This is a genomic window from Promicromonospora sp. Populi (genome assembly GCF_041081105.1).
In the GTDB taxonomy this organism is placed as follows: domain Bacteria; phylum Actinomycetota; class Actinomycetes; order Actinomycetales; family Cellulomonadaceae; genus Promicromonospora.
In genome coordinates, this window is the sequence record NZ_CP163528.1 from 3707033 (window position 1) to 3722159 (window position 15127).

Sequence of the window (15127 nt, forward strand, 5' to 3'; positions counted from 1 at the left end):
GACGATGACTGTCTCGAACACCGGCGTCACCGCGCCCCCCGGCCAGGCTCCGGCGGCCCGGTCGGCCGCCACGAGCCGGCCCGGCACCCGAGCCGGCACTGCCGGCAAGTCCCTGCGTGAACGGGACCGGTCCGGCTACCTGTTCGTCGCGCCGTTCGCCATCGCCACCGGGCTCTTCCTGGTGTGGCCGACGATCTCCGGCCTGTGGATGAGCTTCACGAACCAGAGCCTCACCGGCACCGGCAGCGAGTTCATCGGCTTCGCCAACTACGCCGAGGCGTTCAGCGACCCCCAGGTCTGGCAGACGCTGTGGCACACGGTCTGGTTCACGATCCTGAGCACCGTGCCGCTCGTGGTGGTGGCCCTCGTCATGGCCTTGCTCGTGCACACCGGCCTACCGGGCCAGTGGGTGTGGCGCATGTCGTTCTTCGCTCCGTACCTGCTGACCAGCGCCGTCGTGTCCGGGCTGAGTGCCTGGCTGTTCCAGCCCGACATCGGCCTGCTCGACACCTGGCTTGCGGCCCTAGGCCTCGGTCCGGTGGGGTGGATCACCGACGAGAACGTGGCGATGTTCTCCATCGCCCTGGTTACCGTGTGGTGGACCGTCGGGTTCAACTTCCTGCTCTACCTCGCTGCGCTGCAGGGCATCCCGGCCCAGCAGTACGAGGCGGCGACGATAGACGGCGCGGGCGGCTGGCGGCGGCTGTTCTCGATCACCCTGCCGCAGTTGAAGACCATCACCGGCGTCATCGTCGTGCTGCAGCTGCTTGCGTCGCTCAAGGTGTTCGACCAGATCTACCTGCTGACGAAGGGCGGGCCGAACGGGAGCACCCGGCCGATCCTCGAGTACGTCTACGACATCGGTTTCACGAACTACCGGCTCGGCTACGCCTCCGCGATCTCATACGTGTTCTTCGCCCTGATCCTCGTGTTCACGCTGGTGCGGCTCATGCCGACCAGGAAGGAGGCCTGACGTGTCCGTTGCCGAGCTGGTCGCCGTCCGCCGGGCGAGGGCGCTGCAGACCCGGGCCGAGAACCGGGCCCTCACCAAGCTGACCATCGGACCTTCGCGATGGGTGCGCGCCGCCACCCTGACGGCCCTCGTTGTGCTCGCGGCGCTGTGGTTGCTTCCCGTGGTGTGGGGTGCGATCACAAGCTTCAAGCATGAGGCCGAGGCCGCGCTGCCCGCGTCGTGGTGGCCCTCGATGGGCTGGACGCTCGACGCCTATCAGCAGGTGCTCAGCAACAGCGACCTGCTGATCTGGATGTGGAACAGCCTCGTCGTGGCCGTGCTGGTCACGATCCTGACCGTGCTGATCTCCGCGATGGCCGCGTTCGCGTTCTCGCAGACCCTGTTCAAGGGCCGGGGCCTGCTCCAGTGGCTCACCATCGCAGCCATCATGATGCCCGGGCAGATCCTCATCGTGCCGCTGTTCCGGCAGATGCAGGCGCTCGGCCTCGTGGACACGTTCGCGGGCATCGTGCTGCCGCAGATCGTGGCGCCCGTGATGGTGTTCATCCTCAAGCGGTTCTTCGACGCGATCCCGCAGGAGCTGCTTGATGCCGCGCGGATCGACGGCGCAGGATCGTGGCGGCTGTTCTGGACGATAGTGCTGCCGCTGTCGCGATCGATCCTCGTGGCCGTGGCGATCTTTGTGTTCATCGGCGCGTGGAACAACTTCCTGTGGCCGTTCATCGTGACGACCGACCCGCAGTTCATGACGCTGCCCGTGGGCCTGTCGACAGTGAAGAACGCCTACGGGGTGCAGTACGCGCAGAACATGGCCTCCGCCATGATCGCGGCGTTGCCGCTGCTGCTGGTGTTCATGCTGTTCCAGCGGCGCATCGTGCAGGGTGTCGCTACCACCGGCATGGGTGGGCAGTAGTAGTCCACAATCAGCGGGTGGCCATTCCGACCCCGCACTCTTCGCAGCGTCCGCATCTCGCCGCGGTGGTGGAGGACTACCTCTACGCCGCGGCGGGCTGGGTGCTCACCCGCGCCGGCTGGCGACCCCGCATCGAGACCTACACCGGGTACGGCACGCCGGACAAGGTACGGGTGCTCGCGCGGGTGCTCCTCTCGCCCCGGCACCACGCGACACCGGACCGCGCGGAGCTCCGCGCCGGCCGACGCGGGTTCCGCCACTTTCTCACCGTGCCGGCGCCCCACTGCCCCGTGCAGCTCCGGGTGGGTGGGCACACCTCCCTCGTGACGAGCGACCGCGCCGGCTATGTCGACGTCGAGCTCCCGACCGGGGCCCCGCTGCCCACCGGCTGGCAGCCGGTCTTCATGTCCTGCCCCGACGAGTCGGAACCGTTCGAGGCCGACGCCTCGCTCCTGGTGCTCGACGAGCGCACGCGGCTCGGCGTCGTCAGCGACATCGACGACACGACGATGGTCACTTCGGTGCCGCGCCCGCTGCTCGCCGCGTGGAACACGTTCGTGCGGCACTCCAGTGCGCGGCGGGCAGTGCCGGGCATGCCCGAGCTGTACCGGGACCTGCGGCGGGCGCACCCAGAGGCCCCCTTCTTCTACCTGTCGACCGGGGCCTGGAACACAGCGGGCACGCTGCGCGGGTTCCTCGCGCGCCACGACTACCCGCAGGGCCCGCTGCTCCTCACCGACTGGGGCCCGACCCTGACCGGGTGGTTCCGCAGCGGCCCCGCGCACAAGAAGGCGAGCCTCGAGCTCCTGATGACATGGTTCCCGCACATGCAGTGGGTGCTGTTCGGCGACGACGGCCAGCACGACGTCGAGATCTACGAGCAGGCCGTGCGCCGCCGCCCCGACCAGGTGCGGGCCGTGGGGATCCGGCGGCTCACCGGCGGGCAGCAGGTGCTCGCCGGGAACGTGCCCAGCTCCGGTGTCACGACGGAGGGCCCCAACGACATCTCCCGGGTGCCGATCGTCACCGGCCGGGACGGGGACGAGCTCAGCCGCCGGCTCGCGGCTGTCGCGCCGGAGGTACTGAACTAAGCGGTGCTTGTCTGCCCCTGAGCCTGCGGTTCCGCTTCGGGCGCGTGCCTCGTTCCTCGGCCCGCACCCTGCGCTGCACCTCCGGCTCAGGCTCTGCTGTCACCGCCTTAGCCTGCGGTTCCGCTTCGGGCGCGTGCCTCGTTCCTCGGCCCGCACCCTGCGTTGCACCTCCGGCTCAGGCGGTGACCAGGTAGTCGTCGGCGTCGTCGTCCCAGGCCAGGGCGACGGCGCCGGCGGCCTCTGCCGCCTTCGCGAACTGGAGGAACCCGCGGAAGCCGAGGGCCTTCTCCGAGAAGTCGGGGCGCTTCTTGCGTACGGCGTTCTTCAGGCCGGACAGGGCGGCCGAGCCGTTCGACTCCTGGACGACCGTCCGCAGCAGCCCGAACGCGGCGGACGTGTCGCCCTGCTCCGGCAGCGACACCTCGGGGTCGCCTGCCGACGGGCCTGTCGCCAGCTCCACGAACCCGCGGTCCGCGAGGAACCGCAGGAACTCGCCGAACGTGCGGAACCCGTAGTCCGACTCGCTGAACGTCGCGTCCTTGCGCAGCAGCGTCCGCTTGAGGGCGGACGCCGTCACGGCGCCGCTCGTGGAGGACTGCAGGTCGGCGAGAGTCTGCGCCACGCGCACCTCCATGGGCGCATCGCTCGACGCCGAAGTCTCTTCCTCCTGCTCGCTCGCGTCGATCTCGGCCTCGGGCGCCGTCGTGGTCTCGACGAGGGCCGGTGCAGGCTCCGCCTTCTTGCGGCGTCGGGTCGCGGGCCTGGCCTCGGGCTCGGTCTCGATCGGGACCTCGGGCGCCGTCGCCTCGGCGACGGCCTCGGCCACCGCCACCGCCTCCGCGGCCTTGGTGCGGCGCGATGTGGCGGGGGCCTTCTGCGCGGTGGCGCGCTCCGTCGTCGTGCCGGCCTTGCGGGACCGGGAGCCGCGCTTCGGGGCGGGGGCACCCTGGTCCTCGTCGGGCACCTCGACGCCCTCGAGGCGGTCGTAGAAGAGGAACTCGTCGCAGGCGGCGGGCAGCAGGCGCGACGTCGACTTCTCGACGCCGACGCCGATCACGCGCTTGTTCAGCTCGCGCAGCTTGTGGACGAGCGGGGAGAAGTCGCTGTCGCCCGTGCACATGACGAACGTGGAGATGTAGTCGCGCTCGAAGGCCATCTCGATGGCGTCGACCACCATCTTGATGTCGGCGGCGTTCTTGCGGGAGGCGCCCATCCGCTGGGTCATCTCGATCAGCTCGACCTGGTGCCGGGTGAGCATGCGCCGGTCCTCGTCGAAGTACGACCAGTCCGCGTAGGCGCGGCGTGCGACGACGCGGCCGCGCACTGCGAGGGCATCGGCGATCGGGCCGAAGTCGAACTGCATCCCGCCCAGGTGTTCCCGGGCGCCGAGCGCCAGGTTCTCGTAGTCGATGAATACAGCAAGACGTTCTTCTTGGTCCATGCTCGCCACTCTATGGGGTTTCCAGGTGGTGGGGGTTCGAGGGCGCTCCGAGGCGACACTCCGCACAGGGGAATATCAAAAGGGTGAAATGTGTGATGCCGGGCCGTGCCGGACCCCGCAAAAGTTCACCCATTGCCTAGAATCGCTAGATGGCCGAGGCGACCTCCGGGTACGACGATCCGATCTCCAGCCGGAATCGGATCATCGCTGCTGCCGCGCGCCTGACCTGTGCCGATGGCTGGTCGAAGGTGACGATGGGTCGCCTGGCGACCGAGGCGGGCGTGAGCCGGCAGACCGTCTACAACGCGGTCGGCAGTCGCGAGGCGCTCGCCGAGGCGATGGTGCTCACGGAGTCGGCCAAGTTCATCTTCAAGATCGTCGAGGGCTTCGACAGCCACCCCGACGACCTGCTGTCCGGTGTGCACGCCGCCGTCGAGAACACGCTGGAGTTCGCCCAGGGCAACGCGCTGCTGCGCGCCATCATCTCCGCCACGCACGGTGCGGACACCGAGCTGCTTCCCCTGCTCACCACCCACTCGGAGTCCCTGCTGGGAACCGTCAAGGTGGTGGTGCAGGACCGCGCGGACCAGTACGAGATCGACCTGACGCCGGAGCAGATCACGGCGGTCATCGACATCGTGGTGCGCACCTCGATGAGCCACGTCATGCAGCCATCGGCGACCCCGTGCGAGACCGCTTGCTCGATCACCTGGCTCGTCTCCTGCGTCATCGGGCGCCCTCGCGGTTGACGCCGCGGCCCGGCGGAGGAGGATCGAGGCATGCGAATCGGCACCCACCTCATGCGTTTCGACTCGATGGAACCCGTCCGGATGCGGACCGAGCTGGCGGACGCCGCCCGGTACGCGGATGACGGCGGTGTCTCGTGGGTCTCCGTGATGGACCACTACTTCCAGATGGAGCACCAGGGTTTCCCGGCGTCCGACCCGATGCTGGAGGCCTACACGACCCTGGGCTACCTCGCCGGCGTGACCGAGAAGGTCCAGCTCGGTGCGCTGGTCACCGGTGTGACCTACCGCTACCCCGGGCTGCTGGCGAAGATCGTGGCTTCGCTCGACGTGCTCTCGGGCGGGCGTGCGACCTATGGCATCGGGGCTGCCTGGTACGACAAGGAGCATGCGGCGCTCGGGGTGCCGTTCCCAAGCGTCAAGGAGCGCTTCGAGATGCTGGAGGAGACGGTCCGGATCGCGCGCCAGATGTACGACCCGGACAACAACGGCCCGTTCGAGGGCACGCACTACCAGCTCGCCGAGACGCTGTGCTCGCCGCTCCCGCTGTCCCGGCCGGAGATCATGATCGGCGGGTCCGGGGAGAAGAAGACCCTCCGGCTCGTGGCGCAGTACGCGGACGCGTGCAACCTGTTCGCCGAGACCCCCGAGCGGCTCCGCCACCTCCTGGACGTGCTGCACCGGCACTGCGACGACGTCGGCCGCGACCCCGCCGAGATCCGCGTGACGATGCTGCACCGGGGGACACCGATCGGGCCGGGTGACACCGCGAGCTTCGTCCAGGAGATGCGCGGGTTCGCGCAGCACGGGGTGGACACGGTGATCCTGCGGCCGCCGGCCACATCGCTCGCCGAGTGGGTGCGCGACGCCGTCGTCCCGGCGGTGGAGCCCTGCGCCGAGCTGTGACGCTCAGGTGGTCGCACCCGGACCGCCCGCCCGCTCGCGCCGGAGCACCACCGGGCAGGTGGCGAGGTGGTCGTCCACCAGGCCGCACGCCTGCATGGCCGCGTAGGCCGTGGTGGGGCCGATGAACCGGAACCCCAGCTTTTTCATCGCCTTGCTCATGGCCTTCGACTCGGCGGTCCAGCCCGGCACGTCCGCGAAGGTAGCCGGCCGCTCGCGGGTGGTGGGGGCGGGGGCGAAGGACCAGAACAGCTCGTCGAGCGTGCGCCCGGAGTCATGCAGCGCCACCACTGCCCGCGCGTTGTCGATGGTGGCCTCGATCTTCATGCGGTTACGGATGATCCGGGAGTCGGTGAGCAGCCGCTCGACGTCGTCGGACCCGAAGGCCGCGACGCTCTCCGGGTCGAAGCCGGCGAAGACCTCGCGGAACGCCGGGCGCTTGCGCAGCACGGTGATCCAGGACAGCCCGGACTGGAAGCCCTCCAGGGCGATGCGTTCCAGCAGGGCCTGCTCACCGTGCACGGGCACGCCCCACTCGTCGTCGTGGTACGCCTCGTAGAGCGGGTCGCCGTCGCCGAAGCAGCGCGGGCCCGCGCCCGCTTCCGTCGTCATCGCCGTGCTGTCTGTCCTGGGATCACTGGTCACGGCACCACTCTGACGTACACCACTGACACACGGCGCGCTCCCGCCAGCCCCCTGTGTACAACGTCCGAAGACCGCTGCCTGTGGTTACGCCAGAACCGCTGCGCCGCGGTCCCGAGGGGCTCAAGACCCGGTGTCGGGGATCGCGCCGCGGCGCTTGAGGTAGGCCTCGATACCGTCGAGCACAACAGTGATCCCGAAGGCGATCTCGTCCTCGACAGGGGTGCTCTCCATCGGGCCCGACCACGTCGCGAACGCCCCGAACAGGTGCGGGTAGGACGTCGGGTCGGAGTACTGGGTGAGGACCGTCTCGAAGTCGGCCCAAGGGTTGGCCGCCTCGATCGCGGCGGGGTCAAGCTCCGACTCGGGCGTGCTGTCGGGCAGCCCGGCGGTGCGCCGCACCGTCTGTGCCGCCGCGCGCCGGGTCTCGGCCTGCACGCGGGCCTCGCCCAGGACGTGCTGCGCCAGCAGGCCGACGATGGCGAGCTTCTCGTCGGCAGGTAGATCGACCTGGCTCAGGACCCCGAACGCCTGGTCCATCCAGCGCACCCGGTTCGGCCCCGGCGCCACGGCGGACAGCGGCAGTTCCAGGATCCACGGCCGGGCAAGGACCCAGTCGATCTGGAGCCGCGTCCAGGCCTCGAGGCCGGCGCGCCAGCCGATGTCGGCGGGCAGGTCGGGCAGGAAGCGCGCCACGGCGTCCGACATCAGGACCAGGAGCTCCTCCTTGCCGGACACGTGCCGGTACAGGGCCATCGGGGTGTATCCGACGGCCTCCGCGATTCGGGCCATCGAGACGGCGGCGATGCCTTCGGCGTCGGCCAGGTCGGTCGCCGCCTGCACGATCTGCGCGGTGGAGAGGGCCGGTTTGGGCCCGCGTCGCCGCGGCGCCTCGGCCCCCCACATGCGCAGCACGGCGGCGGGCAGCTCACCCGCCGCGGGTGGGCTCTGCGGTGACTCGGCGTGGTCACGCGTGCTGTCGGTGCTCATCAGCTCCATCCTCCCCCGATTCGTGACAGGTTCCGATCCGAAACTCTCTTGACCCCATACTGTTTACGCCCCACACTAAAACGAGTACGACATACACAGTAAGCGATCAGGAGAGGGAGATCATGACTGCGATCGTCACGGCAGAAGGCCTGCACAAGTCCTTCGCAAGGCGCGGCTCGGCGAGCCCGCCGGTGCTGGACGGGCTCGACCTGGAGCTCGAAGAGGGAGCGGTGCTCGCACTGCTCGGTCCCAACGGTGCGGGCAAGACCACCACGGTCCGCATCCTGTCCACGCTGCTGCGGCCCGATGCGGGCCGCGCCACGGTGGCCGGCTTCGACGTCGTCCGTGAGGCGCGCCAGGTCCGCGAGGTCATCAGCCTCACCGGCCAGCAGGTCGCCGTCGACGACAAGCAGACGGGGGCCGAGAACCTCACCATGATGGGCCGCCTCGCCCACCTCCCGCGCCGCGTGGTGCGGGACCGTGTGGCGGAGCTGCTCGACGCGTTCGACCTGGCCGACGCCGCGAGCAAGCGCGTCGCGGCGTACTCGGGTGGCATGCGACGGCGGCTCGACCTCGCCGCCGGCCTGCTGACCCGGCCCCGGGTCATGTTCCTCGACGAGCCCACCACGGGCCTCGACCCCCGGTCGCGACAGGCGCTGTGGGACGTCGTCCGAGAGGTGGTCTCCGACGGCACCAGCGTCCTGCTGACCACCCAGTACCTGGAGGAGGCCGACCGGCTCGCGGACCGGGTCGCGCTCGTCGACGGCGGCCGTATCGTCGCCGACGACACACCCGCCCGGCTCAAGCGCGAGGTGGGTGAGGCAGGCGTCGAGCTCACCTTCTCCTCCGGGTCCGCCGCCGCCCGGGTCGCCCTGGCGCTCGTGTCCGCCACCACCGACGGCGCGCGGGTCCGGGTACCCACCGACGGCTCGGTCGCGCACGTGCGCACCGTCCTCGCGACGGTCGAGGCAGCGGGAGCGGAACCAGAGCACTGGGAGGTCAAGGCGCCCAGCCTCGACGACGTCTTCCTCACCCTGACCGGGCACGCCGGGCACGTCGGGCACGACCGTCCGGCTCGACCGACGGAGGTGGCGGCATGACCCACCTGCTGAGCGACGTGTCGACCATGACCACTCGCGGCCTGCGCCTCGTCTCGCGCGACGTGGACTCGATGATCACCGCGGTGGTCCTACCCGTAGTGATCCTGCTGATGTTTGTGCTCGTGTTCGGCGGGGCCGTCGACATCGGCACCGAGTACATCAACTACGTGACCCCGGGAGTGATCCTGCTGGCGGCCGGCTTCGGCGCCGCGAACACGGCGCTCGCGGTGGAGCACGACATGTCGAGCGGCATGGTCGAGCGGCTGCGGTCGATGCCGATGAACGCCCAGGCCGTGCTGTCCGGGCACGTGGTGGCGAGCCTGGTGAAGAACCTGGCCACCACGGCGATCGTGTTCGGAGTGTCGATCCTGCTCGGGTTCCGGCCCCAGGCCTCCCCTTTGGAGTGGCTCGCTGCCGTGGGGATGATCCTGCTCTTCGTCGGGTGGATCACGTGGCTCGCCGCCTTCGTTGGCGTGCTGGTCCGTTCGCCCGACGCCGCCGGCGGGTTCTCCTTCTTCGTGATGTTCCTGCCCTACATCTCGAGCGCCTTTGTACCCGTCGAGACGCTGCCGAGCTGGCTGCGCGGGTTCGCGGAGCACCAGCCGGTGACGCCGGTGATCGAGACCGTGCGCGGGCTCCTCGCGGGTGGCGGCTCGACGGTCGCGGACCCGGCCGGTGTCGCGATGCTCGCGATCACCTGGTGCCTGGGGCTCGGGCTGCTCTTCGCGGTGGCCGCCGGCCTGGCCTTCCGTGCCCGGCGCTGACCCGTCCCCAAACCCTCCCGTCCGGCCCGGCGAAAGCAGGTAAGACATGGCTACCGACACGACAACCACCACTGAGACGCCCGCGCGCTCGCCCAAGAAGGTCAGGTGGTGGCGCCGCCCCTGGATCGCGCCGCTCGCGATCATCACGGCGATCTTCCTGGCGACGGCTTTGCCCCACTACGTCGGGCTGGACCCGTCCCAGGCGCAGATCCCCGCGGGGGACATCAGTGGCCGCCCGCCCGCCTACTACCCCGCCCTGGTCACGCACATCTTCACCGGTTCGGTGATGCTGTGCGCGGCGGTGCTCCAGCTCTGGCCGTGGCTGCGGGCCAACCACCTGCGGGTCCACCGGTGGAGCGGCCGGGTGTTTGTTGCGGCGGCGATCCCGACCGGGCTCGCCGCCCTGGTCACCGCACAGTTCCCGAGCGAGGGGCCGAGCCAGCGAATCGCGAACTCGCTCCTCGCGGTGCTGCTGGTGGTCTTCACGGTGCTCGGGTATCGCGCCGTGCGGCAACGCCGCTTCGTGGACCACCGCCAGTGGATGCTCCGGAGCGTCGCCCTGGCCTTCTCGATCGTGGCCAACCGGTTCTGGGGGGTGCTGCTGGTACTGACCTTCGTGCCGTCGTTCGACGGGGACATGGCGTCGTCCCCCGATGCGATGTCGGCTGCCGCCGCGTCGGCCTGGGTGTCCTGGGTGGTGAACCTGCTGATCGCCGAGTGGTGGATCCACAAGTACCCGAGGCCGAGGGACGGGGCCGCCAGGACCAGGAAGGTCCGTGCCGCGACTGCGTGAACCCGGCGGTGTGTGTCAGTAGCGGGGGACAGACTGTCCCCATGGCACAGACGACCGACGGCGTGATCGGCAATCCGGCAGAGATCGAGCAGAAGCAGATCCTGAAGAAGTACCTGACCGAGACGCGTGAGGCCCTCGTGTGGAAGCTCGAGGGCCTCACGGAGAAGCAGGCGCGCTGGCCCCTGGTGCCCTCGGGCAACAACCTGCTGGGCATCGTCAAGCACTGTGCCAACGTCGAGATCGGCTACCTCGGGCGGTGCTTCGGTCGGGAGTGGCCCAACCCGGAGGAGCTCGTCTCCGACGAGCGCCTGGACGAGGACCCGCAGGCGGACTGGTACGCGACTGCCGACGAGTCCGTCGCCTCCGTCGTGGACCTCTACCGGCGGGCCTGGGCGTTCTGCGACGAGACCATCGACTCGCTGCCTCTGGACACGGTGGGGCAGGTCCCGTGGTGGGAGTCCCGCGACGTCACACTGTTCCGGCTCCTCGTGCACGTGACCGACGAGGTCGCCCGGCACGCAGGCCACGCCGACATCCTGCGCGAGCTCACCGACCAGTCCGTCGGCCTCAGCGGGGACAACACCAACATCCCCGACTGGCAGGCGGGCGAAGCGGCTGCGTACCTCGACAAGCTCAAGAATCTCGCCGAAGGAGCGGACGACTAGCGTCGACGTCCGAGATTCGCCAAACTGCGGGCCATGCCCCTCAACGTGGAGCCGTCCACATCCTCCGGGTCGCCGCACGAGCCGCCCTCGGCGGACGCGCCGGCTCCGGCGCAGCCCGAAGCGTCCCTGGCGGAAGGCCGGTCAGACCCCGGGTTGACGCGGGACCGCGGTTCCATGCGCCCGCTGGTCGTGTTCCTGATCGCGGCGGCGGTGGCGCTGGTCGGCACCATCGTGTTCGCGCTTGTCATCGTCGGCAACGAGCGCGAGCAAGAGCAACTGACGGACGCCCGGGCCGACGTCGTGCGGGCAGTTGATGAGGGACGCGCGGACCAGGAGGGCCTGGCCGAGCAGATCGCTGCAGCGGAGCAGGCCCTTGCGGACTCGGAGGGCAAGGTGGCCGATGACGCCGTCCGCGCCGAGCTGGCCGGACACGTCGCCGCGGCGCAGGAGCTCGGTGACCTGCAACCGCCGCCGGTCCCTGAGGCCGGTGCCGACGGGCTGGAGGCTCCCGAGGACTTCGATGGCCTGGAGGCCGAGGCGACCGAGTGGGCGAGCACCATGCGCACTACCTCGACGACGCTCGCGACGGCGACCGAGGACGTCCTGACCTCGTACCGGCAGTGGACCGAGGAACGCGAGGCCGCGCAGGCCAGGGCGGCCGCCGAGGCCGAGGAGGCGAGGAGGGCGGCCGCCCAGCTGCAGACGGCACGGGCGACCCTGATCGCGGTCACGGCGCAGCTCGAGATCTCCGTGCGCGACTCGCAGTACACCCTCGACTGGTCCGCCGACGCCGGTGCTCCTGCCGCCGTCCGCGAGACCCTCTCGACGCATCGCGCCACGGGCCAGGCCGAGCTCGCGGTCGGTGTGAACAGGAGCAACCTGAACTCCGTGAAGGCGCTCGGCCAGCGGCGCGAGGCGGCCCGCGCAGCGATCGAGGCGGCTGCCTGGGAAGTCCGCGCGACCGTCGCGGACGGCTCCAACGGCCGGCTCGTACAGGACGACCTGTGCGACGTCGGCGTCGGGCCGGAAGGGCAGGACCAGTACCTGCGGTGCGATGCGGCCGAGGCCTGGGGCGAGCTCGGCACGCGGTTCGAGGCGGAGTTCGGCAAGCCGTTGCGCATCGATTACGGCTACCGGCCCTACGACTGGCAGCTCCAGGCGCTCGACGAGTTCGGCAGCGGCCAGGCCGCCGCGCCCGGTACCTCGAACCACGGCCTGGCGGTGGCGGTGGACGTGCCGGTGGACGACGGCTTCCGCTTCGGTCAGCCCGAGTTCGAGTGGCTGGCGGCCAACGGGCCGGAGTTCGGCTGGGAGCATCCGGAATGGGCGCGGCAAGGCGGCGGCCGAGAGGAGTCGTGGCACTTCGAGTACACGAGGTGATCCGGCGGTCCCCGCTGCTGCGCACCGCTCCTGGACCGGGCGGTTGCGCGCGGGCCGGATAATGGGAGCGTGCAGTGCCCCCACTACGACGCCGGCCGCTGCCGCTCCTGCACCCTCCTGGAGATCGACTACCCCACCCAGGTGCTCGACAAGGAGCGGCATGTCGCCGCGCTCCTCGCCTCGAGCTCGACCACCGGCGCCGGCCTGAGCTGGCTTCCCGCGGTCAGCAGCGTCGAGTCCGGCTTCCGGAACAAGGCGAAGATGGTGGTCAGCGGCACGGTCGCCGAGCCCGTGCTGGGCATCCTGGACCGGGTCGGTCAGGGGGTAGACCTCACGGACTGCGGCCTGTACCCGGACGTCCTGCAGGCATCGTTCGAGCCCCTGGCCGCGTTCGTCACCCGGGCGAACCTGGAGCCCTACGAGGTCTCCGGCCGGGGCAAGCGCGCGCAGCAGCGCGGCGAGCTCAAGTACCTCTTGGTCACCCTGTCGCCCGACGGCGAGCTGATGGTCCGGTTCGTGCTGCGCTCCCAGGAGGCGATAGCGCGGATCCGCAAGCACCTTCCCGCGCTGCAGGCCGAGCTCCCGGCCCTCGCGGTCGCGTCGGCGAACATCCAGCCCGCGCACGCCGCGGTGCTCGAGGGGGATTTGGAGATCCCGCTCACCGAGCGCACCACGCTCCCGATGCGGATCGCCGACATCACGCTGGACCTACGCCCCCAGAGCTTCTTCCAGACCAACACGGCCGTCGCGACCGAGCTGTACCGCCAGGCCCGCACCTGGGTCGACGAGGTGGGCCCGGGCAGCCTCTGGGACCTGTACTGCGGCGTGGGCGGTTTCGCGCTGCACTGTGCCGCACCGGGCCGCGCCGTCACGGGCATCGAGATCAGCGCGGAGGCAGTCACGGCGGCGTCGGGCACGGTGGCCAGGCTGCGCGACGGCGGCCAGGCCGAGCGTTTTCGTGACGTCACGTTCGCCGCGGGCGACGCCACAGCGTTCGCGATCGGGCCGGACGCACCCGAGCTGCCCGAGATGGTCATAGTGAATCCGCCTCGGCGGGGCATCGGCGCGGACCTTGCGCAGTGGCTGGAGACCTCGGGGATCGACCACGTCCTGTACTCGAGCTGCAACGCGACGACCCTCGCTACGGATCTCGCCGCCATGCCGTCGCTGCGCCCGGTGCGGGCACGCCTGCTCGACATGTTCCCGCAGACCTCGCACTACGAGGTGTTGGTGCTCCTCGAGCGGGTCTGACCCGACGAGCCCGGCGCCTACTTGCCGCCGGTGTCTTTCTTTGCTTGGCCTGGCGGCGCAGCGTCCTTCTTTGCCTGGCCGGGTGGGACGTCGTCCTTCTTCGCTTGGCCGGGCGGGACGGCGTCCTTCTTTGCCTGGCCGGGCGGGACGGTGTCCTTCTTTGCTTGGCCGGGTGGGACGGCGTCCTTCTTCGCTTGGCCCGGCGGGACGGCGTCCTTCTTTGCCTGGCCTGGCGGCGCAGCATCCTTCTTCGCCTGGCCGGGCGGGACGGTGTCCTTCTTTGCCTGGCCCGGCGGGACGGCGTCCTTCTTCGCTTGGCCCGGCGGGACGGCGTCCTTCTTTGCCTGGCCTGGCGGCGCAGCATCCTTCTTCGCCTGGCCGGGCGGGACGAGTCCCGCGGGGTCGGGAATGTTCGCCGGGACCTCAGTCGGAGACTTCGGCGCGGCCCTTCGAGCAGCGGTCTCTGCGCCGTCCGAGGTGGAGATGGTGGAGACGGAGACGGTGCCCGTCTCGACGAACGGCGACGCGGCACGCGCGTCGCCGGCAACGCCGGTGGTGACGGCGGTCGTCATGAACAGCCCTCCGGCGACCGTCGCCACCAGGCCGGATGGGTCCGTCAGTGCGCTGCGAGCGGCCAGGACCGCGCGGGCCCCCAGGGCTGCGAGTCCGCTCCCGACCCCCGTGCCCGTGGCGGCGACGGCTACGCCGGCGGCGCTGCCCGCCACGCCCACTTTTGCCGCGGCAAGGGCCGGCAGGAGGACCGGCATACCGGCCCGCAGCATCCAGTACGACTCGCGGACGTCGACGAACGCCCGCGTGCAAGCGGCGCACTGAACCAGATGGTCCTCGACCTCCTGCCGCCGGTGCGGCAGGAGACGGTTGCGTACGAAGTCGTGCATCGAGGCCTGGGAGAACCTGCACTCGGGCTTGTCTGCCGAGTCGGTGGGTGTTTCGACAAAACTGCTCGCGAGCCGGTTCTCGGCCCGCCGCAGCCGCCGCTTAGCGGCATAGGGCAGCACACCGATCTCGTCGGCGATCGCGGCAAGCGGACGCGACGCGATGTGGTGATCCCAGAGCAGTTGCTGCTCACCGGTAGGCAGCCGATCCAGTGCGCTGTTCAGCACCTCGTGGTCGCGGGAACCTCGGACCGGGGCCCCGTCGGCGTCGGGGCGTGCGGCCTCGTCGGCGGTCAGCGGCTCCGCACGCGCCATCTCCAACGCCGCCTCCACCGATGCGGCGCACCAGAACGCGGCGGGGTCGGCGACGTCCTTCAGATCGAGGAGCTCGGCGCGGAGCACCTCGAGGCCGCGGCTCACCGCGAGCTCGGGGTTGATGCCGGGAACCCGCCTGGAGACCGTGAAAACGATGGCGCGGCGGTGTACCGCCCACTGGCTGGGGTCGGCGCCGGTGACTGTCACGCGGCCCTCCCGTGATCGATCGGCGATCTTGGGCTCTTGCCCAGAAGGGCTGTGCGT

At 70.3% G+C, this 15127-nt stretch carries 15 protein-coding genes; 11 read left to right on the top strand and 4 right to left on the bottom strand.

All coding sequences use genetic code 11. The features are described from left to right. Positions 1-4: 4 nt before the first annotated feature. Genes AB1046_RS16775 through AB1046_RS16785 form a run of 3 tightly spaced genes read left to right on the top strand, consistent with a single transcriptional unit; the run spans position 5 to position 2977 of the window. On the top strand, positions 5-973 hold the full coding sequence (locus AB1046_RS16775; RefSeq protein WP_369370433.1) for a carbohydrate ABC transporter permease: 969 nt from the start codon (positions 5-7) through the stop codon (positions 971-973). 1 nt (position 974) lies between these two features. Further along, positions 975-1886, top strand: coding sequence for a carbohydrate ABC transporter permease (locus tag AB1046_RS16780; protein ID WP_369370434.1), 912 nt, complete (start codon positions 975-977; stop codon positions 1884-1886). Between the two features lie 17 nt (positions 1887-1903). Next, the gene (locus AB1046_RS16785) at positions 1904-2977 is read left to right on the top strand and encodes an App1 family protein (RefSeq protein ID WP_369370435.1); all 1074 of its coding nucleotides are present in this window, start codon (positions 1904-1906) and stop codon (positions 2975-2977) included. A 175-nt stretch (positions 2978-3152) separates the two neighbouring features. On the opposite strand, the gene AB1046_RS16790 is transcribed toward AB1046_RS16785, so the two are convergent. Beyond that, positions 3153-4418 (bottom strand): NYN domain-containing protein, encoded by a 1266-nt coding sequence (locus tag AB1046_RS16790; protein ID WP_369370436.1) that lies wholly within the window; start codon positions 4416-4418, stop codon positions 3153-3155. A gap of 149 nt (positions 4419-4567) precedes the next feature. Between AB1046_RS16790 and AB1046_RS16795 the strand changes: the two genes are divergently transcribed. Together AB1046_RS16795 and AB1046_RS16800 are read left to right on the top strand one after the other, a co-directional pair. Beyond that, positions 4568-5167 carry a TetR family transcriptional regulator gene (locus AB1046_RS16795; RefSeq protein WP_369370437.1) on the top strand — a complete coding sequence of 200 codons (600 nt, stop codon included), beginning with the start codon at positions 4568-4570 and terminating at the stop codon, positions 5165-5167. Between the two features lie 30 nt (positions 5168-5197). After that, positions 5198-6070, top strand: a complete 873-nt coding sequence (locus AB1046_RS16800; RefSeq protein WP_369370438.1) for an LLM class F420-dependent oxidoreductase — start codon at positions 5198-5200, stop codon at positions 6068-6070. A 3-nt stretch (positions 6071-6073) separates the two neighbouring features. Here AB1046_RS16800 and AB1046_RS16805 read toward each other — a convergent pair whose 3' ends face one another. Together AB1046_RS16805 and AB1046_RS16810 are read right to left on the bottom strand one after the other, a co-directional pair. Continuing rightward, complete coding sequence (locus AB1046_RS16805) at positions 6074-6679, bottom strand: DNA-3-methyladenine glycosylase I (RefSeq protein WP_369375747.1); 606 nt, start codon at positions 6677-6679, stop codon at positions 6074-6076. A gap of 153 nt (positions 6680-6832) precedes the next feature. Continuing rightward, a complete protein-coding gene (locus AB1046_RS16810; RefSeq protein WP_369370439.1) occupies positions 6833-7699 on the bottom strand; it encodes a TetR/AcrR family transcriptional regulator in 867 nt (288 codons plus the stop codon). Positions 7700-7821: 122 nt separating this feature from the next. Between AB1046_RS16810 and AB1046_RS16815 the strand changes: the two genes are divergently transcribed. The 6 genes from AB1046_RS16815 to rlmC all read left to right on the top strand — a co-directional run bounded on the left by AB1046_RS16815 (position 7822) and on the right by rlmC (position 13652). Continuing rightward, positions 7822-8799: an ATP-binding cassette domain-containing protein gene (locus tag AB1046_RS16815; protein ID WP_369370440.1), complete on the top strand. Its 978-nt coding sequence runs from the start codon at positions 7822-7824 to the stop codon at positions 8797-8799. Continuing rightward, a complete protein-coding gene (locus AB1046_RS16820; protein WP_369370441.1) occupies positions 8796-9563 on the top strand; it encodes an ABC transporter permease in 768 nt (255 codons plus the stop codon). Before AB1046_RS16815 ends, AB1046_RS16820 begins: the two co-directional genes overlap by 4 nt. A gap of 46 nt (positions 9564-9609) precedes the next feature. Beyond that, a complete protein-coding gene (locus AB1046_RS16825; RefSeq protein WP_369370442.1) occupies positions 9610-10356 on the top strand; it encodes a DUF2306 domain-containing protein in 747 nt (248 codons plus the stop codon). A gap of 41 nt (positions 10357-10397) precedes the next feature. Beyond that, positions 10398-11021, top strand: coding sequence for a DinB family protein (locus AB1046_RS16830; RefSeq protein ID WP_369370443.1), 624 nt, complete (start codon positions 10398-10400; stop codon positions 11019-11021). Between the two features lie 33 nt (positions 11022-11054). After that, a complete protein-coding gene (locus tag AB1046_RS16835; protein ID WP_369370444.1) occupies positions 11055-12401 on the top strand; it encodes a M15 family metallopeptidase in 1347 nt (448 codons plus the stop codon). A gap of 69 nt (positions 12402-12470) precedes the next feature. Next, the gene (gene rlmC / locus AB1046_RS16840; RefSeq protein WP_369370445.1) at positions 12471-13652 is read left to right on the top strand and encodes a 23S rRNA (uracil(747)-C(5))-methyltransferase RlmC; all 1182 of its coding nucleotides are present in this window, start codon (positions 12471-12473) and stop codon (positions 13650-13652) included. A 17-nt stretch (positions 13653-13669) separates the two neighbouring features. Here the strand turns inward: rlmC and AB1046_RS16845 are convergent, their stop codons facing one another. Then, on the bottom strand, positions 13670-15070 hold the full coding sequence (locus AB1046_RS16845; RefSeq protein WP_369370446.1) for a hypothetical protein: 1401 nt from the start codon (positions 15068-15070) through the stop codon (positions 13670-13672). Positions 15071-15127: the final 57 nt, after the last annotated feature.